This is a genomic window from Mycolicibacterium litorale (assembly GCF_010731695.1).
GTDB lineage: Bacteria > Actinomycetota > Actinomycetes > Mycobacteriales > Mycobacteriaceae > Mycobacterium > Mycobacterium litorale.
The window spans coordinates 5,253,194-5,277,854 of sequence record NZ_AP022586.1 but is presented as its reverse complement, the minus strand read 5'-3'; the positions used below and the strand labels follow the sequence as shown (position 1 = coordinate 5,277,854).

Sequence of the window (24,661 nt, the reverse complement as noted above, 5' to 3'; positions counted from 1 at the left end):
TCAGAACCGCGGGTGCTGGCCCACCAACAGTGCCCGCGGCTCGTCTTTGCCGCCCTTCTTGACCGTCCCGAGCGTCCAGCAGTTGATGTGGCGGGCCGTCAGGATCGCCAGTGCGCGGTCGGTGTCCTCCGGCGCGACGACGGCGACCATCCCGACGCCCATGTTGAACGTCTTCTCCATCTCGGTGCGTTCGATGCGGCCGCGCTGGGCGATCATCTGGAACACGGGCGCGGGCGTCCAGGTACCGCGGTCGAGTTCGGCCATGAGACCGTTGGGCACCACGCGCTCGAGGTTGCCCGCGAGCCCGCCACCGGTGACGTGGCAGAACGTGCGGACCTGGGTCTCGGCGGCCAGGGCCAGGCAGTCCTTGGCGTAGATGCGGGTGGGCTCGAGCAGTTCCTCACCCAGCGTGCGGCCGAACTCCTCGACGTGGCCGGCGAGGTTCATCCGGTCGATCTCCAGCAGCACCTTGCGGGCCAGTGAGTATCCGTTGGAGTGCAGGCCCGAGGATCCCATCGCGATGATGACGTCGCCCGGCCGGACCCGGTCGGGGCCCAGGACGTCGTCGGCCTCGACGATGCCGATACCGGTCGCCGAGATGTCGTAGTGGTCGGGGGCCATCAGGCCGGGATGCTCGGCGGTCTCGCCGCCCAGCAGCGCACAGCCGGCGAGCACGCAGCCCTCGGCGATACCGGACACGAGCTGGCTGACCCGCTCGGGCACCGTACGCCCGACTGCGATGTAGTCCTGCAGGAACAGCGGTTCGGCGCCGCAGACCACCAGGTCGTCGACGACCATGGCGACCAGGTCGAGCCCGACCGTGTCGTGTTTGTCCATCGCCTGGGCGACGGCCAGCTTGGTGCCGACGCCGTCGGTCGAGGCCGCGAGCACCGGCTCGCGGTATCCGCCGCGCAGGGCGAACAGGCCGGCGAACCCACCAAGCCCTCCGCGTACCTCGGGGCGGGTGGCCTTCGCGGCCAGCGGCTTGAAGAGTTCGACGGCACGATCACCGGCTTCGATGTCGACACCGGCCGACGCGTAGGAAATGCCGTGTTGTTCGGCGCGTTCGGTCATCGAGGGAAAGGCTACCGGTCGGGGCTGCGCGACGGTAAATGCCGTCCGTCATCACAGCCTGGGCGTTTCGCCAGGACGGCGGGAGCCGGGTGTGACACCGTTGGCGCGCATGAACCCCTTGCGTCTCGCCCTGTCGGCCGCGGCGGTGACTCTGGCGGCGTCGACGGCTCTGGCGGCGCCCGTGTCGGCCACCCCGTCCCGTGACACCAACGGCGTCATCCTGTGGCAGGTGACCGACGGCGGAACCGACTACGTCTTCCGCGAGATCACCATCGCCCCAGGTGGCAGCACGGGCTGGCATGCTCATCCCGGACAGCTGCTGGCGACGGTCAAGGAGGGGGTGCTGTTGCACAACCGGGCGGACTGTTCGGTTGACGGCGTGTACGTCGCCGGCCAGGACATCACCGAGAAGGGTGGCCCGGGGTATGTGCACATCGGCCGCAACGTCGGCCCGACCCCCCTGGTGCTGCAGGTGCTCTACATCAATCCGGCCGGTGCGCCGCTCGCCGACGATGCGCCCGATCCGGGTTGCGGGTTTGCCTGACCCGTTTGGCGGTCATCCGTGCGCGTACCGGCTCCGAATCACTGAGCGAGACGGTGAGACGGACGGAGAACTGCTGTGGCTGACAACATTCGCTGCCTGGTGACGGGCGCCACCGGGTACATCGGTGGCCGGCTGGTACCGGCGCTGCTCGACCGAGGGCTGCAGGTCCGTGCGATGGCGCGCACCCCGGAGAAGCTCGACGACGCGCCCTGGCGCTCGCAGGCCGAGGTGGTGCGCGGGGATCTGACGGACGCCGACTCGCTGGTGACGGCCTTCGCGGATACGGACGTCGTGTACTACCTGGTCCACTCCATGGGCACCTCGAAGGACTTCGTCGCCGAGGAGGCCGAATCCGCGCGCAACGTGGTGGCCGCGGCACGCAAGGCGGGTGTGCGCCGCCTGGTCTATCTGAGCGGGTTACATCCCAGTGGCGCCGAACTGTCGCGCCATCTCACCTCCCGCACCGAGGTCGGCGAGATCCTCATCGACTCGGGCATCGAGACCGTGGTGCTGCAGGCCGGGATCGTCATCGGCGTGGGCTCGGCCTCGTTCGAGCTGATGCGGCACCTGACGAACCGGCTGCCCGTGATGACGACGCCCAAGTGGGTGCACAACAAGATCCAGCCGATCGGGATCGACGACGTGCTGCACTATCTGGTCGAGGCGGCGACGGCGCCGGTGCCTTCGTCGCGGACCTGGGACATCGGCGGGCCCGATGTCCTCGAGTACGGCGAGGCCATGCAGGTCTACGCCGAGGAGGCCGGGCTGCGGCGGCGGTTCCTCGTGGTGGTGCCGGGGTTGACCCCGACCATCGCTAGTTGGTGGGTGGGCCTGGTGACGCCGATGCCGGCGGGGCTGGCGCGGCCGCTGGTCGAGTCGCTGGAATGCGACGCGGTCATGGGCGACCACGCGATCGACTCGGTGATCCGGCCACCGGAGAAGGGTCTGACGCCGTACCGCGAGGCGGTGGCGGCCGCACTGCGCCAGGAGCCGCTGCCCAGCGACCCCGAGTGGGCCGGGAAGCGCTAGGGACGTCACGACGCCGGAGGCGTCAGGGGCGCCTGAGCGCGGAGGCGTTGTCGTTGTCGACCTTCTCCAGCGGGATCCCGCTGCGGGCGGCCGTCGCGAGCATGTGCTCGATGACGTTCTTGCCCAGGGCCGACTCCCCCGGCAACTCGATCGGATAGGTGCCGTCGAAGCATGCCGAGCACAGCCGGGAGGCGGGCTGTTCGGTTGCGGCGATCATGCCCTGCCGCGAGATGTAGCCGAGGGTGTCGGCGCCGATCGCGCGCCGGACGGCCTCGAGCATCTGGTCCTCGTCCTCGGCGCCGTTGGCGATCAGCTCCGCCGGCGTGGCGAAGTCGATGCCGTAGAAGCAGGGCCAGCGCACCGGCGGGGAGGCGATCCGCACGTGCACTTCGAGGGCCCCGGCCTCCCGCAGCATCCGGATCAGCGCGCGTTGGGTGTTACCGCGGACGATCGAGTCGTCGACGACGATCAGCCGCTTGCCGCGGATCACCTCTTTGAGGGGGTTGAGCTTGAGCCGGATGCCCAGCTGACGGATGGTCTGCGACGGCTGGATGAATGTCCGGCCGACATAGGCGTTCTTCATCAGGCCCTGGCCGTAGGGGATGCCCGAGCCCTGGGCGTAGCCGACGGCGGCCGGGGTGCCGGACTCCGGGACGCCGATGACGAGATCCGCCTCGACGGGCATCTCGCTGGCCAGCCGCCGGCCGATGTCGACGCGGGTGGCGTGCACGGAGCGACCGGCCAGCGTGCTGTCGGGGCGGGCCAGGTACACGTACTCGAAAACGCAGGCCTTGGGGGTGGGGTTGGCGAAGCGGGTGGAGCGCACGCCGTCGGCGTCGATGGCCAGCAGTTCGCCGGGTTCGATGTCGCGGACGAACGAGGCGCCGACGATGTCGAGCGCGGCGGTCTCGGAGGCCACCACCCAGCCGCGGTCGAGGCGGCCCAGCGACAGCGGACGCACACCGTACGGATCGCGGGCCGCGTAGAGGGTGTTCTCATCCATGAAGGTCAGGCAGAACGCGCCGCGGACGGTCGGCAGCAGTTCGAGCGCCGCCTGTTCGAGGGTGGCGTCGGCCGCACCGTGGGCCAGCAGCGCGCCGAGGATGTCCGAGTCGGTGGTCGCCGCACCCGGCGTGCGGCCGTTGATCAGTCCCGCCTCGCGCGCGCGGGCGGCGAGTTCAGTGGTGTTGACCAGGTTTCCGTTGTGGCCCACGGCCACTCCGGTGCCTGCGGTGGTGTTGCGGAAGACCGGCTGGGCGTTCTCCCACGTGGTGGATCCGGTGGTCGAGTAGCGGCAGTGGCCGATGGCCACGTGGCCGTGCATGGCGGCCAGTGTCGGCTCGTCGAAGACCTGACTGACCAGGCCGAGATCCTTGAACACCAGCACCTGTGACCCGTCGGCCACGGCGATGCCCGCGGCTTCCTGGCCGCGGTGCTGCAGCGCGTACAGCCCGTAATACGTGAGCTTGGCCACGTCCTCGCCCGGGGCCCAGACGCCGAAGACGCCACATTCCTCGCGGGGGTCATTCTCGGGCTCGATGTCGTCGTGTCCGATCACGATATGGCTGCTCCCAGATGGGCTGTGGGTGACGGCTTCAGTCTACGGGCCATATACCCGGTTACGGGAATCCGCGACGTGTCGTGGGACACGTCACGTCGGCGAGACGACGGGCAGCCAGTTGGCCACCTCGGGGGCACGGGACCCCGACAGCCGCAGCGCGCCGCTGTCCACCGCGTCGCCGAACGCCAGCAGGCCGGTGGCGACCAGGAGCCACGTCCGCGGATCGGTCTCCACCACATTGGGCGGATTGCCGCGGGTGTGGGTGGGTCCGGCGATGCACTGCACGGCGACGAACGGCGGCACCCGCACCTCGACGCTGGCGCCGGGCGCGAGTCCCGCGACGGTGCGGGCGGTCAGCCGGACCGCCTCGGCGAGCGTGGCCCGGTCGGGTGCGGCGACGGTGTCGTCGCGTAGCCAGTCGACGACGGCGGACACCGCGGCGCGGGTCTGCGCCGGGTCGGCGGTGCGGCGGGCGGGCATGAAGCCAGTGTCCCAAAGCCGATGTCAGCGGTGTCGGCCGCGGCGCTGCACCAGAAGCGCGGCGAGCGCACCCGCCTCGTTGACGGCCAGATGGGCCGACATCGAGGCGACCAGACTGCCGGAGCGCTCGGCGAGCAGCGCGAACACCCAGCCCGCCACCCCGGTGGTCACCACGGTGCCGACGACGGGTTCGCCGGCGCCGCGGGCGTCGGCGATGTGCGACAGCCCGAACGCCACCGACTGCAGCAGCCGTCCCCCGGTCGGTCCGAACGCCTGGGCGCCGAGCTGTCCGAGGGCGCCGCGGTAAGCCGCCTCCTCGGGCCACACCGTGCCCAGCGGAATGTCGAGCAGCAGCCACCGCACGGGCGCATCCGGCAGATCGCGCGCCGCCATCGCCGCGCGCACCGCGGGCACCGCGCCGGCGGCCACCACCCCCGCGGCCACCACGGCCGCCGCAACCGCGCCGGTCCGCAGACCCCTCGTCAGCGCGGGCGGGCGGAACCCCAGCTGTGTGCGGGTGGCCGCCGCCAGCGCCGCGCCGAACACCGCGCGCACGGCGACGGCTCGTCGTGGGGGCAGGCGCGGATCCACCACACCGTTCAGCACGACCAGCGCACCGGCCAGCGCGAGGGCTTCGAATTGATTGCGGCGCATCAGGATGCGGCTCGGTCGTCGTCGGCGGAATCCCGCAGTGCCGCACGTATGCGTTCGGTGTCGCGGGCGGTCCAGCCCGGCGGCGGCGCGACCGCCGCCCAGCCGTCGAGGACGGATTCGCCGTAGTTGTGTCCGTGCCCGCCGGGCATCGCGGAGGCGTTGGTCAGGTCCGCGCTCACCTGCCAGAACGTCACGATGGGGTACCAGCGCATCGAGGCGGTGCGGTCCAGTCCCGGCGGTTCGCTCAACCAGTCGGGGCGGGAGGTGATCAGGTCGGGCGACCACCACACGATCGGGTCCGACGAGTGCTGCAGGAACAGCACGCGGGTGCCCTGCCACGGCGCGGCGGTGTCGCGGGCGATCTCCGCCGGGCCGGCCGCCTGGGAGAACCGCACGGTGCGGCCGCCGTCGTAGCGCGGTTGCACCTCGGGGGTGCCGGGGTCGCGCCGTTCGGTGATCGCCCGCCAGAGTGGGCTGGCGTTGGGCGGCCCGACCCACAGCACCGACGAGAATCCCATATCGGCGATGTCGGGCAGCCAGCCGAACGCACCCTGGCCGGCCATCGATCCCAGACTCTCGCCGTAGAGCACGAGCCGCGGCCGTTGTTGCGGCGGGCGCTGCGCCCACCGCTGCTGCACGGCGTCGATCAGCATGCGACCCGATTCCATCGACTTCTGCTGGTCACCGAGGAACGAAATCCAGCTCGGCAGGTACGAATACTGCATCGCCACCATGGCGGTGTCGCCGTTGTACATCAGCTCCAGCGCGCGGGCGGCCACCGGGTTGACCCATCCGGTTCCGGTGGTGGGCACGATGACGAGCAGTTCCCGGTCGAACGCCCCGGTCCGTTCCAGCTCGCTGAGCACCACCGCGATCCGCTGTTCGTCGGTGTCGGCGGTCTGCAGGCCGGCGTAGACGCGGATCGGTTCACGGGCCGGTCTGCCGTTGACCCGCTCGAGGTCGTCGACATCGGGTCCGGTGCCGACGAAGTTGCGGCCCTGGTAGCCCAGGGTGTCCCAGGCCGCGAAAGACGCGGGGCTGCCGGAACGTTCGGGTGCCGTCGGCTGGCTGACGCCCGCGCGGGTGGTGGTGTTCTGCGGCTGGAAGACGCGACTGGCGCCGGCGAGGAACCCCTGCAGCAGTACGCCGTTGATCAGCGTGATGAGGACGACCACAATCGCCGCGGTGCCGATCAGCAGGGCCATCTCGTCGCTGAGCCGCCACCTCCGGATGAGCCAGCGGGCAAGGGTCTTGATGGAGTCGAGCACCACGCGGCTGACGGCCACGCAGACCGCGCCGACCAGTGCGGCGATCACCAGCACGCGAAGATAGCCGGGCGTATCGGGGCCCGGTAGACCCATCTCGGCCGAGACCTGCCGCTGCCAGGCGGCCGCCGGGATGAGCATCAGGACGCTGGCCCCCAGCGCGAGCGCGACGATGCCGGCCTTGAGGGCATGGAGCGTGCGACGTGGCGGCGGCCGCCAGTCGCGGCCGCGTACCACGAAGCGCGACAACATCTTCGCGATGAAGACCCCGATGCCGTAACCGATCGCGCCGTTCAGGCCGCCGATGAGGCCCTGGAACAGCCAGCCGCGTGGCAGCAGTGACGGGGTCAGCGACAGGCAGAAGAACAGTGCGCCGCACGCGATGCCGGTGAAGTCCAGCCGGACCAGACCCCATGCCCAGATGAGCAGGGGGTGGCGCCGCGGGCGTTCGGGAGTGTCGGTGACGACGTCACCGGTGGTCTGGTCGGTCTGCGAACTCACCCGAACAGTCCGGGCAGCACGCCCTCGGAGGTGGTGCGCAGTTCTGCCAGCGTCACCGAGAAGTGGCCCTGCACCTCGACCGCGTCGCTGCCCGGATCCACCACGCCGATGCGCGTGGCGGGTAGGCCGCGTGCTTCGCACATCGACCGGAACCGGCTCTCCTCGGTGCGGGGCACCGCGACCAGCACCCGGCCGGCCGACTCGCTGAAGAGTGCGACGAACGGGTCGGCGCCTTCGGGAAGCAGGATGCGGCATCCGGTCTCGCCGGCCAGGGCGGCTTCCACCACCGCTTGGATCAGGCCGCCTTCGCTGAGATCGTGTGCGGCGGACACCAACCCGTCGCGGGACGCGGCGGTGAGCACGTCGGCGAGCAGCTTCTCCCGCTCGAGGTCGACCTTGGGGGGCAGGCCGCCGAGGTGGCCTGCGGTCACCTGCGCCCAGATCGACCCGTCGAATTCGTCGCGGGTGTCGCCGAGCAGGATCAGCGTCTCACCCGGTTCGGTACCGAGCCCGGTCGGGATGCGCCGCTTGACGTCGTCGATCACCCCGAGCACACCCACCACCGGGGTGGGCAGGATGGCGGTACTTCCGGTCTGGTTGTAGAAGCTGACGTTGCCGCCGGTCACCGGAATGCCAAGGGCCGCACAGCCGTCGGCGAGTCCGCGCACCGCCTGGCTGAACTGCCACATGACGCCCGGATCCTCCGGTGAGCCGAAGTTCAGGCAGTTGGTGACCGCGACCGGCGTCGCGCCGGTGACCGCGACGTTGCGGTAGGCCTCCGCGAGCGCGAGTTGGGCGCCGGTGTACGGATCGAGTGCGGTGTAGCGCCCGGAGGCGTCGGTCGAGACGGCGATTCCGCGTCCGGTGGCTTCGTCTATGCGCAACACACCGCCGTCGGCGTGTTCGGCCAGCACGGTGTTGCCGCGCACGTAGCGGTCGTACTGTTCGGTGATGTAGCCGCGGCTGCACAGGTGCGGGCTGCCGACCATGGCCAGCAGGGTGGCGCGCAGCTCGTCGTCGGTGGTGGGCCGCGGGATCCCGGCCGAGGTGTCGGCGTTCAGCGCGTCCTGGGTTCCCGGCCGGGCGACGGGGCGCTCGTACACCGGTCCTTCGTGGGCGACGGTGCGCGGCGGCACGTCGACGACGGTCTCGCCGTGCCAGGTGATGACCAGCCGATCCCCGTCGGTGACCTCGCCGATCACCCGTGCCTGCACCTCCCACTTGCGGCAGACCGCGAGGAACGCCTCGACGTTGTCGGGGGTGACCACCGCGCACATGCGTTCCTGCGATTCGCTCGACAGGATCTCCGCGGGCGTCATATTGGCCGCGCGCAGCGGGACCTGGTCGAGGTCGACGTGCATGCCGCCGTCACCGGCGGATGCGAGTTCGGATGTCGCACAGGACAATCCGGCGCCGCCGAGGTCCTGGATGCCGACGACGAGACCCGCCGCGTACAGCTCCAGGCAGCACTCGATGAGCACCTTCTCCATGAAGGGATCACCGACCTGCACCGAAGGCAGCTTCTTGCGGCCGGGGCCGCTGCCCTCGTCACCGCCGAAGGTCTCGCTGGCCAGCACCGACACGCCGCCGATGCCGTCGAGGCCCGTGCGCGCACCGAACAGGATGATCTTGTTGCCCGAGCCCGACGCGAACGCGAGGTGCAGGTCCTCTTTGCGCATCGCGCCGACGCACAGCGCGTTGACGAGAGGGTTGCCCGCGTAGGACGGGTCGAACACGGTCTCGCCGCCGATGTTCGGCAGACCCAGTGAGTTCCCGTAGCCGCCGACGCCGCGCACCACGCCGTCGAGGACCCGCTTGGTGTCGGGGGCGTCGGCGGCGCCGAAGCGGAGCTGGTCCATCACCGCGACCGGACGGGCGCCCATCGCCATGATGTCGCGGACGATGCCGCCGACGCCGGTGGCCGCGCCCTGATAGGGCTCGACGTAGGACGGGTGGTTGTGGGACTCGACCTTGAAGGTCACCGCCCAGCCGTCGCCGATGTCGACGACGCCGGCGTTCTCGCCGATCCCGGCGAGCATCGTGGCGCGCATCTCATCGGTGGTGGTCTCCCCGAAGTAACGCAGATGCACCTTGGAGGATTTGTACGAGCAGTGCTCGCTCCACATCACCGAGTACATCGCGAGCTCGGCGTCGGTGGGCCTGCGGCCGAGGATGTCGCGAATGCGCTGGTACTCGTCGTCCTTGAGGCCCAGTTCACGGAACGGTTGCGGTTGGTCTGGGGTGGCTGCGGCACGCTCGACGGTGTCCAGCGTGGGGGCAAGCTCCTGCGTCACGCAGACAGTCTATTTCCCCGGGCGGCTGTGCTCCTCGTCGCGGGAGGAACCCTCCCGCGCGGCGTAGGTGTGGGCGGCGGCGGGCGCGGTGACGCCGTGCAGGATGACGCTGCCGAGAACGCACAGCACGACCACCAACCCCACGGTGGTCTCGTCGCTGCCGTCCAGCACGTTGAACGCGAGCAGGCCGAAGACGATCGACGTGGTGCCCCGGGGGCCGAGGCCGCCGACGAGCAGTCGTTCCGGCAGGCTGAACCGGGTGCCGATCAGGCCGGCGGCCACCGGGCCTATGCGCACGACGGTGAGCGCCGCCAGGCAGAACACCACCGTGCCGATCGGCACCCCGTCCTCGAGTATCGCCACGGCCGTCGCCCCGAACGCGAACCACATGCCCACCGCCAGCAGGAAGCCGACGTCGTCGACGAGTTCGAGGTCACGCCGGATGTCGTCGGAGTGACGCAGGTATTTGAAGACGATCCCGCACACGAACGCCGACACGAATCCGTTGCCGTCGATCGCCAGGCTCAGCCCGAACGCCAGCAGCGGCGCGGCCACCAGCACGAGCCGCTTGGACTGGATGGTCATCCAGCCGCGGGTCTGCGCGGCGTTGGCCGCAAGCGCGAGGGCGGCGCCGACCGTCAGGCCGATGACGATGGCTTTGGCGGCCTGCGGCACCGCCGCCTCCAGCGCCTGCAGCGGGGTGTCGACGCGGGTGTCCTGGTCGGCGAGCACCAGCGCGAAGATGAACAGCGGCGACACGATGCCGTCGTTGTAGCCGGCCTCCACGTTGAGCACGTTGCGCACCCGCTCGGGCACGCGCCGGTCCCGCAGGATCGACGACACCGGCGCGAAGTCGATCGGCACGACGATGCAGGCGATCACCAGCAGCACGGCCCATGAGGAACCGGGCAGCAGCCACAATCCGAACAGCAGGGCGGTGCCGATGCTCACCGGCAGCGCGACGAACAGGATCCGCAGGGCGGCCTTCGGTTCGTGGCCGAGCAGGCCACCTCGCACATCGGTGGCGTCGACGAAGAGCAGGATGGCGAGGATGATCTCGGCGACGTGTTCGGCGATCTCGGTGTTGAGGGTGTCGGCCACCCGGTCGGAGGTCGCGAGGCCGATCACCACACCGGCCAGGACGATCACCATCGGCGCGGTGAGGCGCCAGAGCTCCATGCGGCGGGCCAGCACCGCCCACCCGGCGAGCACGGCGGAGACCGCGACGAGAGACAGCAGCACGGCGGCGATCTTTCCAGGCTGTGGCGGTTCGCGCCCTGACACGCGACAAGACCTCCTGCCGGTCCGGCTCTGTCCCCCTCATGGCCGGCGGCAGGAGGCCTTGTGTCTCGCGTGAGGCGGCTAGGCCGCCTCGTCGTTGTTGTCGTTCTCGTTCTGCGCGTCGTTGGCGGTGGTGTCGGTCTGCGGTGCGTCGTCCTGCTTGACCGTGGGCCTCTTCGGCGTGAAGACCTTGGTGAGCGTCTTCTGGGTGCCGACGACGGCGTCGTTGATCCGCTTGCCCGCTTCGTTGATCGAGTCCTCCACCCGCTCACCGGCCTCGCGCAGCGCCGTGCCGAACTGGCCGCCGCGCAGCTGAGGACCGGTGGTGGCGCCCGAGCCGCCGCCTTCTTCAGGCACGACCGCGGCCGGGTCACCGCTCTGCTCACCCGTCTCGGCGTTGCCTTCGACGGTGTCGGGGGCGCCTTTGGCCGTCGGGGTGATGCTGTCGACGGATGCGTTGCGCTGCAACGTTTCTGAACCCGGGGTTGAGCTCAGCAGGTTGGCCTCCTCCTCGCCCTGCTGGAGGGGGTTCGGCACGGTGATCGGCCCTGGCGGGTTCGGCAGACCCGGCAGGTCGAGATCGAGGTCGTCGAGGACGTCCCCGATCGTCTCCTGCAGATCGGCGAGCGCGTCGCCCAGACCCGGGATCCGGTCGGCGAGGCCGCCGAGGCCGCTGGGCAGGCCGAGCAGATCCGCCAGGACCGCGATGGGGTTGGCGACTCCGCCGAGCGGCCCACGCACGCCGGGGATTCCGCCGTAGAAGAACGCATCCTGGACGCCGGCGAAGAACGCCTCTGCCAGGTCCCCCGGGACCTGACCCCAGTCGACGTTCTGCGGCACCGTGAAGAACGGCACGCCGCCGGGCTCGCCGTTCACCAGCGATCCGTCACCGAAGTTGTCGGTGAAGTCCCGCGGATACGGGTTCAGCCGGTCGGTCATGTCCTGGGTGACGTTCGTGTAGCCCAGGTTGGTGAGGATCTTCAGCGCCGGCTCGATCGCGTCGGCGAACGGGTTGGTGAAGCCGAAGACGCCACCGGTGAAGAAGTTCGCGATGTCGGTCGGATAGCGGAACGGCTCCAGGACCGGTAGGCGATCGACCGGCACCGTGAGGAAGATGTTCGGCGTGCCGCCGGTCGGGCTCAACAGCTCACCGAGCAGTCCGGTCACGTCGATCTGGTCCCCGAGCGCGCCGACATCAGCGCCCCGCAGGATGTACGTCGGGAAGAGGAACGCTGCCCCGGAGTTGACCAGCGAGAAGGGGTTCGGCCACGAGGGGAAGTCGGACAGGGTGTCGTACTCGACGGTGGCATCGATCTTGATCGGGATGAACGAATTGTTCTGCGGGAACGGCGGCGGCAACGGGGACGGCAGGATGCTGCCGTTGCTCTCGACCTCGGGCGTGACGACGCTGTCGTACCCGAAGATCCGCAGGAACGGATCGAGCAGCGGGAACGCCCGCGCCACGATGCCGCCGTCAGCGCGGCCCGGGTTGCGCAGCAGGATCAGCGGCAGGATCGTGCGCGGCGACGGATCCGTCTCGGTGAAGTACTCCGCGATCTGCGGATAGGCGATCCCGGCCGCCAGCGAACCGAGCCCGAATCCGATCACGACCGGAACCCGGGCGCCACCGAGGATCCCGCCCAGCACGGGCGCCAGTGCGCCACCGGCGGGGCCCAGAAGCTGGGACAGCAGCGGACCGAGCACCGCGGCGAGTGCCGCACCGTCGACCACTGTGTCGGTGCCGGTCACCTCATCGACGATCAGCGGCGGCAATGCCGGCACGTACCCCAGGTTGAGCCCGAACAGCGCGGCGAGCCCGAACGGCGGGCCGGTGGTGACCAGGTTGATGCCGGCCAACTCCAGCGCGTCGAGCGGACCGTTGATGGACGACAGGTTCACGCCCAGCGCCTCGAGGAGCGGCCCGAGAGTGAGCGCGTCGGTGAGCGCCAGGTTCTGCACGTCCGCGCTGACCGCGCGCGCCTCGATGAGCGGGAGCGCACTTGCCGACGGAGCCGTCAGCCCCATCGTCATCGCGGCCGATGTCGCCGCGACACCGCCCATGACGGCGGCCTTCTTCATCCGCCTACCCACGTGCCTGTTCCGATGCTTCGCCACGACCGCTCCCCTCAGCAACCTTCATCGCGCTGTGACGAAGGTAACACGCACCTGAGAAAACATGAAAAACAGCTGAGAACGAACTGAGAGACCGTTGCGATAGCAAGTAAGGCATCCGGTTGCGGTCGCAACGACCTGCCGTTTTCCGATCGGCAGGTCAGACGGTGCGCTGATTTTGCTGATCGGATGATCTTGGACCTTCGGCTCCCCGATCGCCGGAGTCCCGGCGCACGTGTCGTGAGCTCCAGCCCGGAGTGAGCACGGGACGCAGAACACAGGCTTCGATGACACCTTTTGGTGAGCTCGTCGAACCAACGGTTGCTGCCGACCGCCAGGGTTACCTTCCCTCATCAACCGTCATTTGCTGTTCGCGCGGAACGTCGCCGAAGATTCAGGTCACAGTCTCTGCGGACGCAACCTGAGTATTTCCGCCGCCGTCAGCTGGCGCCACTCGCCGATGCCGACGCACCAGAGACCTCCCAGCAAACACACAGCTGAGGGTCAGGCACCTGCGACGCAGAACTCGTTGCCCTCCGGATCGGCGAGCACGACCCAGCTGAAGTCCGCACCGAAGCTGTGCCTGCCCCGCTCCGACGCACCCAGCCCGACGAGCCGCGTCACCTCCGCCTCGACGTCCCCCGCGGTGAAGTCGACGTGCACGCGGTTCTTGCCGGGGGTCACATCGGGCACCTTCTGGAAGCCCAGCCGCGGTCCGCTCTCTCGTATGACGACGACGAACTCGCCCGGCGCGAAAGCACTCACCTCGCCACCGGCGGCCTCGGCCCACCAGGCCGCCAGAACGTCGGGGTCGGTGCAGTCGACAGTGATCATCTCCACAGTCATCGCCATGGCGCCGACGATAGATCAGGCCGGTGACAAAAACGCCTGCAACGATGCGGAATAGGCCGCGACATCGTCTGCACCCATGAGTTCTCGCGCCGAATGCATGGCCAACTGGGCCGCACCGACGTCCACGGTGGGGATCCCGGTGCGCGCCGACGTCATCGGGCCGATCGTCGATCCGCACGGGAGATCCGCGCGGTGTTCGTAGCGCTGCATGGGGACGCCGGCCTGGGCGCACGCCAGCGCGAACGCCGCCGCGGTGCGGCCGTCAGTGGCGTATCGCAGATTGGGCTGCACCTTGAGCACCGGTCCGCCGTTGACCTCGATCAGGTGGCCGGGTTCGTGGCGCTCCGGGTAGTTGGGATGAGTCGCGTGCGCCATGTCGCCCGACGCCACCATGGATCCCGACATCCGCCGCAGCAGATCCTCACGATGCCCGCCGGCAGCCAAGGTGATCCGCTCCAGCACCGTGGGCAGTAGTTCGGACTGAGCTCCGTGATCGGAGGTGGAGCCGACCTCCTCGTGGTCGAAGAGCGCCAACACCGGGACCACGCCGTCGGGCTGCGCCGCCAGCAGCGCCTCGAGGCCCGCGTAGCACGTCGCCTGGTTGTCCAGCCGTGGCGCGCTGACCAGCTCCCGGTCGGCGCCCACCAGCGTCGACGGCGTCAGATCGTGGGTCATCAGGTCCGCGGCGAGGACGGCGTCTTCGGAAACCCCGGCCCGGTCGGCGACATACCCGAGGAAGGATCCGGCCGCGCCGCCCACTCCCCACACCGCGTTCACGTGGCGCTGCGGATCGAGCGTCACTCCCTTGCGGTCGTCGGAGAGATGGATCGCCAACTGCGGCACCCGCAGAATCGGATCGTCGATACGGATGAGCCGGTGCTCGATGCCGTCACCCACCCGGATCGACAGCCGGCCGCTGATCCCGAGATCGCGGTCGAGCCAGGAGTTCAGCCAGGCACCGCCGTAGGGCTGCAATGCCACGACGCGCCAACCGGATACGAATCGGTCGGGGTGTTGTTTGACGCGCAGGTTGGGGCTGTCGGTGTGACCGCCGACGATGCGGAACGGTGCGCGCGGGTCAGCGCCGGCCCGCCACGCCACCAGCGATCCGGCCCGCACGGTGAAGTGGTCGCCCGCCTCCGAAGGCCACTCGTCGCCTTCGGAGAGTTCGGTGAAACCGGCCTCGCGCAGCCGGTTCGCGACGGTGTCGCAGACGTGGAACGGTGACGGCGAGGCATCGATGAAGGCGCACAGGCTCTGGGGGCTCGCTGGCATCGTTCAATCTTCACGCGTGCGGTACGGGCCAGTGGCACCAGGGTCTCCGATGCGGTTCATCCTGTTCGCCAATCGGTGGGTGGCGCGTGGTTGTCCGGCACACGGCACCGGAGACGTCACTGACCCATCAATGCCGACAGCCGGGTGTCTGTTCCGGTTTCCGGACGGGGGTTGTACAACACGAGGTGCCATTCCGGGTGGTCGGTGACCGTGAGGGTGGTCTTGTCGAATACGAGCTCGCCCGCCACCGGGTGACGGACCGCTTTGACAGCCTGCTGATGAGGACCGACATCGTGGCGGTTCCAGATTGCCGCGAAATCGGGACTCACGGAACTCAAGTGGGCGACGATCTCCGCGAAGTTGGGGTCCCCCAGGTAGCGGCCGGCATCGGCACGGAAAGCGGCGACCACCCCGGGAGCGGCCGCCGACCATTCCACATACGCGCCCCGGTACCGCTCGTTGGTGAAGAAGCTGATCAGACAGTTGTGGTCTGCGCTGGAGTAGCCGAAGACTTCGCGGGTTCCCGAGTTGATGGCCAACAGATTCCAGTAACGGTCCTGCAGCATCGCCGGACGCGGGGCCCATGCTGCGACGAGCTGCAGCAGCTCCGGTGGCACAGGGCTGTCGTCGACATCCCCACCGACCGGCGGACTGGCTCCGGCGAGCAGGTGGAGGTGTGCGCGCTCGGACTCGCTGAGGCGCAGAGCTGCGCTGACCGCGTCCAGCACACTTGCAGACGCCGAGATATCCCTGCCCTGCTCGAGCCAGGTGTACCAGGAGACGCCCACCCCGGCCAGGGTGGCCACTTCTTCTCGGCGAAGACCCGGGGTGCGACGCCGCCCGCCCGGCGCTAACCCGACATCGACGGGAGAGAGTCTGGCGCGCCGCGACCTGAGGAACTCGCGCAACCCCGCCCGCCGGTCGAACACAGTCGCAGCCGCTTCCGCGGACCGGCCATCGCCGACTGTCATACGTGGGGATGCTACGCGTGCGCCAACCGGGCGGTGGCCATGGTGGTGGTCAGAGACATTGGATAACGCAACCCTGTCAGAGCCGGTTGCGTTGGCTCAGGCTGTCTCCATGGCGGTGACTCCTGTCCGAGGGACGCAGGTGGACAGGGCACTGAAACCGTTGCTTCACAATGGTCTTCGAGAGGGCGCGCGAATGAAGTTCGGCGTAAGCACATTTCTCACCGACGAAGGTCTGCGGCCCGATGAACTCGCCGTGGCATTGGAGGAACGGGGATTCGACTCCTTGTTCGTCTCCGAACACACTCACTATCCCGTGGCCGCGCCCCCTCCCCCGGACACCGATCTGCCTCAGCGTGATTACCTGCGCTCGCTCGACCCCTTCATCGCGCTGAGTGCGGCAGCCATGGTCACCGACCGTCTCACCTTGGGTACCGGAATCACGCTGGTGGTGCAACGTGATCCGCTCACACTGGCCAAGGAGGTGGCGACCCTCGACTACCTCAGCGGCGGTCGGCTCCAGCTCGGCGTCGGAGCCGGCTGGTTGCGCGAGGAGATGGTCAATCACGGCACGAACCCGAAAACGCGGATGGCCCTGATGCGGGAACGAGTGCTGGCCATGAAACAGATCTGGACGCAGGAGCAGGCGGAGTTCCACGGAGAGTACGTGTCCTTCGACCCCGTCTACTCGTGGCCGAAGCCGACGCAACGGCCTCACGTCCCAGTGTTGGTGGGCGGTAACGGACCGACGGTGTTCAACCGGGTACTCGAGTACGGCGACGGCTGGGCGCCCAATCTTCCGAGCACCCCTGAGGATCTGGTTGCCGACGTGGCCGAATTACGCCGCCGCGGTGATGATCAGGGACGGTCCTACATCCCGGTGACGCTCATCGGCGCAGACCAACGCGGTTTCCGCGGAACCGAGCGCCTGAATGCCATCGCGCCGCTGAACAAGCACGAACTCGCCACACTCGCAGAAGGTGGCATCGACCACTGCCTGTTCTTCCGGAACGCCGCGCTCAGCAGTGCTGAGGCACTGCGGTACCTCGACGATCTCGTCGAGCTCACCGAAGAGTTCCGGGGCGGAGCCGACTACGCGCCGGCCGCGTCGTGAAGGAGAGCTAGACAGTGAGCACGGCGTCGAGCGCCGACAGGAACAGTCCCAGTCCGTCGTCGGACGGGCCGGTGAGCGCCTCGGTGGCGTGCTCCGGGTGCGGCATCAGGCCGACGACGCGGCCGTTGGCCGAGCTGATCCCCGCGATGTCGCGCATCGAGCCGTTGAGGTTCTCGCGGTAGCGGAACACCACCCGGCCCTCGCCCTCGAGTTCGTCGAGCACCTTCTCGCTCGCGACGTAACGCCCCTCCCCCGACTTCAGCGGGATGAGCAGATCGGCACCCGTCTCGTAGCGGGTGGTCCACGCCGAGGTGTTCGAGGCGACCTCGAGCCACGTGTCGCGGCAGATGAAGTGCAGGCCGATGTTGCGGGTCAGCGCCCCCGGCAGCAGGCCCGCTTCGCACAGCACCTGGAAACCGTTGCAGATCCCGAGCACCGGCATGCCCTGCTCGGCGGCGCGGATGACCTCGCCCATCACGGGCGCGAACTTCGCGATGGCGCCCGCCCGCAGGTAGTCGCCATAGGAGAAGCCGCCGGGCACGATGACCGCGTCGACGTTCTTGAGGTCGGCGTCGGCGTGCCACAGGCTGACCGGCTCACCACCGGCGAGCCGCACCGCGCGTGCGGCGTCGATGTCGTCGAGCGATCCCGGGAAGGTGATCACCCCCACCCGCGGACTCATGCGTCCTCCCTGGTGACCGACCAGTCTTCGATGACGGTGTTGGCCAGAAGCGATTCGGCGATCTCGGCCACCGTCTCGTCCGTGACGTCGCCGTCGATCTGCAATTCGAATCGTTTGCCTTGCCGGACATCTGAGACGCCCGTCACACCGAGACGTCCCAGGGCGCCGACGATCGCCTGACCCTGAGGGTCGAGGATCTCTGCCTTGGGCATCACGTGCACCACCACCTTTGCCACGGCGACAACTTTACCGGTGTCGTGGCAGGTCGCCGGTTACCGGCATGACCCGATGTAGGCGGTGCAGAGCGGAGTGGCCAGCGCGTCGAGCACGGACGCGTCCGTAACCGCACGCCAGGGCACCGAGGGTTGTGCCGAAGACCACAGCGCCAGTTCGGTGACGGTGCTGTTGCGCGGGTCGACGACCAGGTACTCGTGCAGCACCGAGCGATCGGGGCCGCTCGCCACGGCGGCCATCCTCGTCGGTTCTGCCGTGGTCAACGACGGTGACATCGCGGGGGCGCCGAGCTGGCAGGCCCGCAGCTTCGCGACGGCGTCGTCGAACACCGATGTCGCCAGCTGGCCTCCGCGCCAGGTCTCGCCGCGCCAGTGCATCACCTGGGCTCGCAGGTTCCACTGACGGTCCGGCGAGGAGACCTCGGCCCGGGCCGCGATCGCCCACGTGCGGGGGTCATCGGCGCCGAGGCCCGGCGCGGCGCACGTCTCCTCGAACCGGAACCGCGGCGTGACCGCGGTGACCGACACGGTCGACAGCTCCGGCCAGCGGTAGACGTCGTAGAGCGGTATCGAGATCGGCGCGATCCACGCCGAGCGGGGAATCCGGTCGCAACTGGGCGGGCAGTCCAACGGGTTCGCGGTCGCCGCGCCGGGGGTGGCCAACGCGAAGCCGCAACCGGCCAACACCGCCGCCAACAGCAACCGCATTCGAAACCCCCACCACCGGCCCCCGCCTGAGCGCCACAATATAGCCATGCAATTGACCCATTTCGGCCATTCATGCCTACTCGCAAGCTTTTCCGACGGTTCCGGCGCCGAGACGACGGTTTTGTTCGATCCGGGCACGTTTTCGCACGGATTCGAGGGCATCACGGGTCTGTCGGCGATCCTGATCACCCATCAGCACCCCGACCACGCGGACACCAGCCGGCTGCCCGCTCTGCTCGACGCGAACCCGCAGGCCGCGCTGTACTGCGATCCGCAGACTGCGCAACAGCTCGGCGGCGCGTGGCAGGCGGTGCACGCCGGTGACGCATTCGCCGTCGGACATCTACAGGTGCGTGGCGTCGGCGGCCGGCACGCGATCATCCACCCGGAACTGCCGGAGATCGACAACATCTCGTACCTCATCGGCGACGGGGACCACCCGGCCCGGCTGATGCACCCCGGTGACGCGTTGTTCGAACCGGGCGAACCGGTCGACGTGCTCGCGACACCCGCGGCGGCGCCCTGGATGAAGATCTCCGAGGCGGTCGACTATCTGCGCGCGGTCGCACCCACCCATGCGGTGCCGATCCACCAGGGCATCATCGACCCGAGTGCGCGCGGCATCTTCTACGGGCGGTTGAGCGAGATGACCGACACCGACTTCCAGGTTCTCGAGGAGGAGAACGGCACGCAGTTCTAGGCGGCGTCTTGCAGCGCTGCGCCGGATTCCCACCGGTAGACCTGCGGCGCGCACTGGTGCATCAGCGCGAGGTCGACCGCGTCCAGCACGGCCTGCCGGGGGCCGGGACGGCTGAGTTGCTTGGCGGAGACCGCGAGTCGCACCATGCCTGCACGACGGGCGGTCCGCTCGGCGGAGAGCACCACGGTGCGGCACCACCACGGTTCGGTGACGAACCCCGCGCCGATGCCGACCACACGGGCCCGCACCGTCGTGCCGCGCACCAGATCGGTCACGCCGTTGAATCCGGCGAGGAGGCGAAAGCCGTTGCGGGGCAGAGCGATCGAGGTACCCTGCGAAACCGTCCAGCCCGGTGCGGCGAACAGCCGGGTGCGCAATCCGAGGTGTTCGAGCACCCGGTCGGCGCCCATCAACCGCAGGTTGGCCTCGTGGGCGGCCAACGACGCGAACTCGCTGCGTCGCTTTTTGGTGGCGGCCTCGTCGAACCCGTGCAGCACGATCGCGTCTCCGGCCGTCCGTCGCCCCAGGAGCCATTCGACGGTCGGCAGGTCGTGGTCGAGCCGGTAACCACCTTTGAGGCGCGGGGCGACGAGGAACGACGTCGGCACACCGCGCGCGTCGAGGGCGGCGCGGAAGTCCGCGACGTCGCCGAGGGTGCGGGCGCTGACGTGGGAGATGGAGACGACCAGTTGTCCTGCCACATCCGCAGTGTGACGACTCGAGGTGTCGGGGCGGTGGCCGTCACGTCGACGGCAGTTGGCTATTTCGGCAAGACGGCTTCGATGGCGGCGATGACCTCGGGGGCGTCGGGTTCGGTGCGCGGCCGGAACCGGTTGACCACGTCTCCACCGGGGGCGAGCAGGAACTTCTCGAAGTTCCACTGCACGTCGCCCGCCTCACCACTGCTGTCGGGTGTCTGGGTGAGCTCCGCGTAGAGCGGGTGACGGTCCGGGCCGTTGACGTCGGTCTTGGACAGCAGGGGGAACGTCACGCCGTAGGTGGTCGAGCAGAACGTCTGGATCTCCTCGGCGGTGCCCGGCTCCTGCCCCATGAACTGGTTGCACGGCACACCGATCACCGTCAGCCCACGGTCGCCGTAGTCCTGGGCGAGCTTCTCCAGCGCGCTGTACTGCGGCGTCAGCCCGCATTTCGACGCGACGTTGACCACGAGTGCGGCGCCGTCGGCGAGCTCCCTGAGCGTGGTCGATCTACCGTCGAGGGTGTTGAGCTCGATGTCGAGCAGGTACGACTCAGTCATGCCCGGACGCTACCGCACCCGCTAGCCCGCGAACAGCATCTGTGCGGCCCGCTCGATCTGGGCGAGCGGATCGCCTTCGGTGGCGATGAGGTCGTTGAGCCACAACATGATGAAGCCGTGCACCAGCGACCACGCGGCGAGCGCCGCACCCTCGGGGTCGGACTGCGAGCGGGCGTCGGTCAGCGTGGCGACGCCGCGGTTGAGCTCGGCGCCGGCCGCCGCTTTCGCCTCGGCGAGTTCGGGATTCGCCTCGTCGATCAGCGATTTGTCGAACATCACCTCGTAGTGGCCGGGGTGTTCGAGCGCGAAGCGGACATACGCGCTCGCGGCGTTGAGGAACTCCGGGCGGGCGTCGGCCAGCGCCGCGGCCAGCATCCGCCAGCCCTGGGCGGCCAGCGCGGTGAACAGGCCTCGGCGGTCGGTGAAGTGGTGGGCGGGGGCCGCGTGCGACACCCCGGCGGCGCGGGCGAGTTCCCGTAGCGAGACGCCGTCGGCGCCGCGTTTGGCGACGAGTTCGGCGGCGTGGGCGAGGATCACGGTTTTCAGATCCCCGTGGTGGTACGTGCCCTTCGACATCGGCCCATCCTATCCCGACATCTTGACAGTGCCTAGTTATGCGCTACGCTGCTAAACTTGACAGTGACTAGATGGAGGTGCACGTGGCGGTTCTTCTTGCACTCGTTCTCGGCAGCCTGGGCGCCCGCGTCGTCGGATGGCTGGGCGTCGCATACACGGATTCCTGGCCCGAGGCGCTCGCCGTCGGCCTCGCGCTGATGTTCGTGATGACCGGGGTGGCGCACTTCGTCCCCGGCATGCGGCGGGACATGATCGCGATCGTGCCGCCGGGACTGCCGGCACCCGGGGCGCTCGTCGCGGTGACCGGAGTCCTGGAACTGCTCGGCGCGGCGGGACTGCTCTATCCGCCGACGCGCGTCGCCGCGGCGGTGTGCCTGCTGCTGCTCATGCTGGTCATGTTCCCGGCCAACGTGCACGCAGCGCGGATGCCCGACCCGCCGCCGTCGATGAGCTCGCCGTTAGGCCTGCGGACCGCTGAAGAAATTCTCTACCTGGCCGCCGCCGTAGGTGTCGCGGTCGGCGGTGGCTAGCACCCAGGCGTACTGGAACGCGGCTTCCTTCCAGCGCTCGTAGCGGCCGCTGATCCCGCCGTGCCCGGCGGTCATCTCGGTCTTGAGCAGCACCGGGTTGCCGTCGGTCTTGCTGTGTCGCAGGGCGGCAACCCATTTCGCGGGTTCGACGTAGTAGACCCTGGTGTCGTTGAGCGACGTCATCGCCAGGATGGGCGGGTACTCCTTGGCGACGACGTTCTCGTACGGCGAGTAGGACTTCATGTAGTGGTAGACGATCTCGTCCTCGAGCGGGTTGCCCCACTCGTCCCACTCGGTGACCGTCAGCGGCAGCGACGGGTCGAGGATCGTGGTCAGCGGATCCACGAACGGCACCTGCGCGAGGAACCCCGCGAACAGCTCGGGTGCCAGGTTCGCGACCGCGCCGATCAGCAACCCGCCTGCACTGCCGCCGAGGGCCACCAGGTTCTGCGGCCGGGTGGTGTCGGTGGCGATGAGATGGCGTGCGACGGCGATGAAGTCGGTGAAGGTGTTGCCCTTCTCCAGCAGCTTGCCGTGTTCGTACCACGGCCGGCCGAGTTCCCCACCGCCGCGCACATGGGCGACCGCGAACACCATGCCGCGGTCCAGCAGCGACAGCCTGGCGATCGAGAACCGCGGATCCTCACACGATTCGTAGGCGCCGTAGCCGTAGAGCAGCGTCGGGGCGGGGAACTGCAGACCGACCCGGTGGACGATCGAGATCGGTACCCGCGCGCCGTCCGGCGCGACCGCCCACTCCCGCCGTTCGACATAGTCCTCGGGACGGTAGCCGCCGAGCACCGGCTGCTCGCGCAGCAGTGTCCGCTCCCCCGTCGCGAGATCGAGGTCGTAGATCCGCACGGGCGTGACGAAAGACGTTGCGCCGATGCGCAGTTTCGGCGGATCCCAGTTCGGGTTGCCGCCAAGGCCCGCCGACGTCAGTTCGGTGTCGAACGTGATGTCCTCGGCCTGCCCGTAGGAGCCGTCGGCGCCCAGCGGCCACAGCTGGATCTTGGGTAGCGCCTCTTCGCGGTAGCTCAGGACCAGGTGTCGGGCGAAGGCGTCGACCGCGTCGAGCCGCACGTTCTCGCGATGTTCGATCAGTGTGCGGACCTCGGTGGGATCCGACACCGGGGCGTCGACGAGCGCGAAGTTCTCGGCACCGTCGTTGTGCATGATGAGGAACCGGTCCTCACCGCCGACCACAGCGTGTTCCACGGAGTATTCGACCCCTTCGCGGCGCGGCCACACCACCGAGAAGTCAGCGTCGGGGTCGGCCGCGTCGGCGTAGCGCACCTCGGAGGTGACCGCGCTACCGGCCGCGATGATCAGGTACTTGTCGCTGCGGGTGCGGCCGACGCCGAGCCAGTACTTCTCGTCGGGTTCGTGGTACACCCGCTCGGCCGGCAGGCCCGCACCCAGCCGGTGCCGCCAGACGGTGTCCGGACGCCACGCGTCGTCGACGGTGCTGTAGTACACGGTGCGGTTGTCGGCGGCCCAGGTGGCGCCCGCGCCGATTCCGACGATCGTGTCGTCGTACTGCTCACCGGTCCGTAGGTCGCGGAACCGCAGCGTGTACCGCTCGTCGCCGACGGTGTCGACCGAGTAGGCCAGGATGTTGCCGTCGATGCTGACGGTGGCCGCGCCGAGCGCGAAGAACTCGTGTCCCTCGGCTTCGACGTTCTCGTCGAGAAGCACCTGCTCACCGGGGACCGTGGTGTTCTCGTCGAGCTCCGGAGGAGTCCAGTCGGCGGGATCGGCTGCGGGACAACGGCAGTGCACCCCATACTGCTTGCCCTCGAAGCTGCGGCCGTAGTACCACCAGTCCCCGCGCCGGGTCGGCACCGACAGGTCGGTCTCCTTGGTGCGGGCCTTGATCTCGTCGAAGATCTTCTGCCGCAACGGGGCCAGATGCTCCGTCTGCGCCTCGGTGTAGGCGTTCTCGGCCTCGAGGTAGGCGATCACCTCGGGATCGGATTTGTCCCGCAGCCACTCGTAGTGGTCGAGGAACACGTCGCCGTGGTGTTCGCGGCGCTGTTCGACGCGTTTGGCCTGTGGCGGCGTGACCGTCATGCGCTCGCGCCGATCCACGCGCCGAAGCTCAGGCCCGAGATGCGTTCGTAGGCCTCGATGTACCGCGAGCGGGTCGCGTCGACGATCTCCGGCGGAAGTGGTGGCGGTGGTTGGTCCGCGGTGCGGTCCCAGCCGGACTCCGGACCGGTGAGCCAATTGCGCACGAACTGCTTGTCATAGCTCGGCTGCACCTCACCCTCGCGGTAGGCGTCGGCGTACCAGTATCGCGACGAGTCGGGGGTGAACACCTCGTCGGCGAGCACCAGTTCACCGGTCCCGTCGACGCCGAATTCGAACTTGGTGTCCGCGATGATGATTCCCTTCGTCAGCGCGTGGTCGGCGCCCTGGGTGTAGACCCGCAACGTGTGCTCCCGCAACTGCTCGGCGCGCTGTTCGCCGACCAGCCCGACGGTGTCGGCGAACGTGATGTTCTCGTCGTGCGCGCCGATCTCCGCCTTCGACGCCGGGGTGTAGAGCGGTTCGGCGAACTTGCTGGCCTCGGTCAGCCCGGGCGGCAGCGTCAGCCCGCACAGTGTGCCGGTCTTGCGGTAGTCGATCAGCCCCGACCCGGTGAGGTATCCGCGCGCCACACACTCGACGGGCAGCATCTCCAGCTGACGCACGACCAGCGCTCGGCCGAGCACCTCCTCGGGGATGCGCGGATCGTCGGGTGGGCCGGCGAGGTGGTTGGGCGCATCGATCAGGTCGAAGAAGAACACGCTCATCGCGGTGAGGATGCGGCCCTTGTCCGGGATCTGCGAGGACAGGATGTGGTCGTACGCCGAGATGCGGTCGGTCGCCACGAACAGCAGGTGCTCGTCGTCGATGCGGTACAGCTCGCGAACCTTGCCGCTGGCCAGATGGCGGTAGTCGGACAGAGCGGGGCGCATCGGGTCA

Annotated in this window: 24 protein-coding genes; 5 read left to right on the top strand and 19 right to left on the bottom strand. The window is 69.0% G+C overall.

Features of this window, described 5'->3' with window-relative positions; genetic code table 11:
• On the bottom strand, nt 1-1,074 hold the full coding sequence (purM, locus tag G6N30_RS25355; protein ID WP_134056333.1) for a phosphoribosylformylglycinamidine cyclo-ligase: 1,074 nt from the start codon (nt 1,072-1,074) through the stop codon (nt 1-3).
• Between the two features lie 109 nt (nt 1,075-1,183).
• Here purM and G6N30_RS25350 point away from each other — a divergent pair, with 109 nt between their 5' ends.
• Both G6N30_RS25350 and G6N30_RS25345 read left to right on the top strand, forming a co-directional pair.
• The gene (locus G6N30_RS25350; protein ID WP_134056335.1) at nt 1,184-1,618 is read left to right on the top strand and encodes a cupin domain-containing protein; all 435 of its coding nucleotides are present in this window, start codon (nt 1,184-1,186) and stop codon (nt 1,616-1,618) included.
• Nucleotides 1,619-1,693: 75 nt separating this feature from the next.
• Nucleotides 1,694-2,647 carry an NAD(P)H-binding protein gene (locus tag G6N30_RS25345; RefSeq protein ID WP_134056337.1) on the top strand — a complete coding sequence of 318 codons (954 nt, stop codon included), beginning with the start codon at nt 1,694-1,696 and terminating at the stop codon, nt 2,645-2,647.
• A gap of 22 nt (nt 2,648-2,669) precedes the next feature.
• Here the strand turns inward: G6N30_RS25345 and purF are convergent, their stop codons facing one another.
• The 10 genes from purF to G6N30_RS25295 form a co-directional block, all read right to left on the bottom strand.
• Nucleotides 2,670-4,205, bottom strand: a complete 1,536-nt coding sequence (purF, locus tag G6N30_RS25340) for an amidophosphoribosyltransferase (RefSeq protein WP_134056339.1) — start codon at nt 4,203-4,205, stop codon at nt 2,670-2,672.
• A gap of 93 nt (nt 4,206-4,298) precedes the next feature.
• Nucleotides 4,299-4,688, bottom strand: a complete 390-nt coding sequence (locus G6N30_RS25335; protein WP_134056341.1) for a sterol carrier family protein — start codon at nt 4,686-4,688, stop codon at nt 4,299-4,301.
• A gap of 24 nt (nt 4,689-4,712) precedes the next feature.
• Nucleotides 4,713-5,342, bottom strand: coding sequence for an Rv0804 family intramembrane glutamic endopeptidase (locus tag G6N30_RS25330; RefSeq protein ID WP_134056343.1), 630 nt, complete (start codon nt 5,340-5,342; stop codon nt 4,713-4,715).
• Nucleotides 5,342-7,108, bottom strand: a complete 1,767-nt coding sequence (locus tag G6N30_RS25325) for an alpha/beta hydrolase (protein ID WP_134056345.1) — start codon at nt 7,106-7,108, stop codon at nt 5,342-5,344. Before G6N30_RS25325 ends, G6N30_RS25330 begins: the two co-directional genes overlap by 1 nt.
• A complete protein-coding gene (purL, locus tag G6N30_RS25320) occupies nt 7,105-9,402 on the bottom strand; it encodes a phosphoribosylformylglycinamidine synthase subunit PurL (RefSeq protein ID WP_134056347.1) in 2,298 nt (765 codons plus the stop codon). The genes G6N30_RS25325 and purL overlap by 4 nt, the downstream gene beginning before the upstream one ends.
• Nucleotides 9,403-9,411: 9 nt before the next feature.
• Nucleotides 9,412-10,644: a cation:proton antiporter gene (locus tag G6N30_RS25315; RefSeq protein ID WP_134056349.1), complete on the bottom strand. Its 1,233-nt coding sequence runs from the start codon at nt 10,642-10,644 to the stop codon at nt 9,412-9,414.
• Nucleotides 10,645-10,764: 120 nt separating this feature from the next.
• Complete coding sequence (locus G6N30_RS25310) at nt 10,765-12,798, bottom strand: alpha/beta hydrolase family protein (RefSeq protein WP_134056351.1); 2,034 nt, start codon at nt 12,796-12,798, stop codon at nt 10,765-10,767.
• Between the two features lie 501 nt (nt 12,799-13,299).
• A complete protein-coding gene (locus tag G6N30_RS25305) occupies nt 13,300-13,647 on the bottom strand; it encodes a VOC family protein (RefSeq protein WP_134056353.1) in 348 nt (115 codons plus the stop codon).
• A gap of 15 nt (nt 13,648-13,662) precedes the next feature.
• Nucleotides 13,663-14,922, bottom strand: coding sequence for a M18 family aminopeptidase (locus G6N30_RS25300; protein WP_134056355.1), 1,260 nt, complete (start codon nt 14,920-14,922; stop codon nt 13,663-13,665).
• Nucleotides 14,923-15,038: 116 nt separating this feature from the next.
• Complete coding sequence (locus tag G6N30_RS25295) at nt 15,039-15,893, bottom strand: helix-turn-helix transcriptional regulator (RefSeq protein WP_134056357.1); 855 nt, start codon at nt 15,891-15,893, stop codon at nt 15,039-15,041.
• Between the two features lie 58 nt (nt 15,894-15,951).
• Between G6N30_RS25295 and G6N30_RS25290 the strand changes: the two genes are divergently transcribed.
• A complete protein-coding gene (locus G6N30_RS25290; RefSeq protein WP_308205142.1) occupies nt 15,952-17,004 on the top strand; it encodes an LLM class F420-dependent oxidoreductase in 1,053 nt (350 codons plus the stop codon).
• Nucleotides 17,005-17,011: 7 nt separating this feature from the next.
• Here the strand turns inward: G6N30_RS25290 and purQ are convergent, their stop codons facing one another.
• From purQ to G6N30_RS25275, 3 genes are read right to left on the bottom strand one after another with little or no spacing between them, the layout of a single operon-like run.
• Nucleotides 17,012-17,686 carry a phosphoribosylformylglycinamidine synthase subunit PurQ gene (gene purQ / locus G6N30_RS25285; protein ID WP_134056359.1) on the bottom strand — a complete coding sequence of 225 codons (675 nt, stop codon included), beginning with the start codon at nt 17,684-17,686 and terminating at the stop codon, nt 17,012-17,014.
• The gene (gene purS, locus G6N30_RS25280) at nt 17,683-17,922 is read right to left on the bottom strand and encodes a phosphoribosylformylglycinamidine synthase subunit PurS (RefSeq protein ID WP_134056361.1); all 240 of its coding nucleotides are present in this window, start codon (nt 17,920-17,922) and stop codon (nt 17,683-17,685) included. Before purS ends, purQ begins: the two co-directional genes overlap by 4 nt.
• 36 nt (nt 17,923-17,958) lie before the next feature.
• Nucleotides 17,959-18,627 carry an ATPase gene (locus tag G6N30_RS25275; RefSeq protein WP_134056362.1) on the bottom strand — a complete coding sequence of 223 codons (669 nt, stop codon included), beginning with the start codon at nt 18,625-18,627 and terminating at the stop codon, nt 17,959-17,961.
• A 46-nt stretch (nt 18,628-18,673) separates the two neighbouring features.
• Between G6N30_RS25275 and G6N30_RS25270 the strand changes: the two genes are divergently transcribed.
• A complete protein-coding gene (locus tag G6N30_RS25270) occupies nt 18,674-19,327 on the top strand; it encodes an MBL fold metallo-hydrolase (protein WP_134056364.1) in 654 nt (217 codons plus the stop codon).
• Here G6N30_RS25270 and G6N30_RS25265 read toward each other — a convergent pair.
• Genes G6N30_RS25265 through G6N30_RS25255 form a run of 3 tightly spaced genes read right to left on the bottom strand, consistent with a single transcriptional unit; the run spans nt 19,324 to nt 21,161 of the window.
• A complete protein-coding gene (locus tag G6N30_RS25265; protein ID WP_134056366.1) occupies nt 19,324-20,028 on the bottom strand; it encodes a DUF2334 domain-containing protein in 705 nt (234 codons plus the stop codon). The two genes, G6N30_RS25270 and G6N30_RS25265, sit on opposite strands and share 4 nt — an antisense overlap.
• Before the next feature lie 59 nt (nt 20,029-20,087).
• The gene (locus G6N30_RS25260) at nt 20,088-20,585 is read right to left on the bottom strand and encodes a glutathione peroxidase (protein WP_134056368.1); all 498 of its coding nucleotides are present in this window, start codon (nt 20,583-20,585) and stop codon (nt 20,088-20,090) included.
• Nucleotides 20,586-20,606: 21 nt separating this feature from the next.
• Nucleotides 20,607-21,161 (bottom strand): TetR/AcrR family transcriptional regulator, encoded by a 555-nt coding sequence (locus G6N30_RS25255; protein WP_134056370.1) that lies wholly within the window; start codon nt 21,159-21,161, stop codon nt 20,607-20,609.
• Between the two features lie 83 nt (nt 21,162-21,244).
• On the opposite strand from G6N30_RS25255, the gene G6N30_RS25250 reads away from it, so the two are divergent.
• Complete coding sequence (locus G6N30_RS25250) at nt 21,245-21,691, top strand: DoxX-related protein (protein ID WP_134056372.1); 447 nt, start codon at nt 21,245-21,247, stop codon at nt 21,689-21,691.
• Here the strand turns inward: G6N30_RS25250 and G6N30_RS25245 are convergent.
• Both G6N30_RS25245 and G6N30_RS25240 read right to left on the bottom strand, forming a co-directional pair.
• Nucleotides 21,620-23,764, bottom strand: coding sequence for a S9 family peptidase (locus G6N30_RS25245; protein ID WP_134057489.1), 2,145 nt, complete (start codon nt 23,762-23,764; stop codon nt 21,620-21,622). The two genes, G6N30_RS25250 and G6N30_RS25245, sit on opposite strands and share 72 nt — an antisense overlap.
• The gene (locus G6N30_RS25240) at nt 23,761-24,654 is read right to left on the bottom strand and encodes a phosphoribosylaminoimidazolesuccinocarboxamide synthase (RefSeq protein WP_134056374.1); all 894 of its coding nucleotides are present in this window, start codon (nt 24,652-24,654) and stop codon (nt 23,761-23,763) included. The genes G6N30_RS25245 and G6N30_RS25240 overlap by 4 nt, the downstream gene beginning before the upstream one ends.
• Nucleotides 24,655-24,661: the final 7 nt, after the last annotated feature.

Excerpts from the sequence above, each read along its gene's own strand:
- purM (WP_134056333.1), bottom strand. The coding sequence starts at position 1,074 with ATGACCGAACGCGCCGAACAACACGGCATTTCCTACGCGTCGGCCGGT.
- G6N30_RS25350 (WP_134056335.1), top strand. The coding sequence starts at position 1,184 with ATGAACCCCTTGCGTCTCGCCCTGTCGGCCGCGGCGGTGACTCTGGCG.
- G6N30_RS25335 (WP_134056341.1), bottom strand. The coding sequence starts at position 4,688 with ATGCCCGCCCGCCGCACCGCCGACCCGGCGCAGACCCGCGCCGCGGTG.
- G6N30_RS25330 (WP_134056343.1), bottom strand. The coding sequence starts at position 5,342 with ATGCGCCGCAATCAATTCGAAGCCCTCGCGCTGGCCGGTGCGCTGGTC.
- G6N30_RS25305 (WP_134056353.1), bottom strand. The coding sequence starts at position 13,647 with ATGGCGATGACTGTGGAGATGATCACTGTCGACTGCACCGACCCCGAC.
- G6N30_RS25300 (WP_134056355.1), bottom strand. The coding sequence starts at position 14,922 with ATGCCAGCGAGCCCCCAGAGCCTGTGCGCCTTCATCGATGCCTCGCCG.
- G6N30_RS25295 (WP_134056357.1), bottom strand. The coding sequence starts at position 15,893 with ATGACAGTCGGCGATGGCCGGTCCGCGGAAGCGGCTGCGACTGTGTTC.
- purQ (WP_134056359.1), bottom strand. The coding sequence starts at position 17,686 with ATGAGTCCGCGGGTGGGGGTGATCACCTTCCCGGGATCGCTCGACGAC.
- G6N30_RS25275 (WP_134056362.1), bottom strand. The coding sequence starts at position 18,627 with ATGCGGTTGCTGTTGGCGGCGGTGTTGGCCGGTTGCGGCTTCGCGTTG.
- G6N30_RS25270 (WP_134056364.1), top strand. The coding sequence starts at position 18,674 with ATGCAATTGACCCATTTCGGCCATTCATGCCTACTCGCAAGCTTTTCC.
- G6N30_RS25260 (WP_134056368.1), bottom strand. The coding sequence starts at position 20,585 with ATGACTGAGTCGTACCTGCTCGACATCGAGCTCAACACCCTCGACGGT.
- G6N30_RS25255 (WP_134056370.1), bottom strand. The coding sequence starts at position 21,161 with ATGTCGAAGGGCACGTACCACCACGGGGATCTGAAAACCGTGATCCTC.
- G6N30_RS25245 (WP_134057489.1), bottom strand. The coding sequence starts at position 23,764 with ATGACGGTCACGCCGCCACAGGCCAAACGCGTCGAACAGCGCCGCGAA.
- G6N30_RS25240 (WP_134056374.1), bottom strand. The coding sequence starts at position 24,654 with ATGCGCCCCGCTCTGTCCGACTACCGCCATCTGGCCAGCGGCAAGGTT.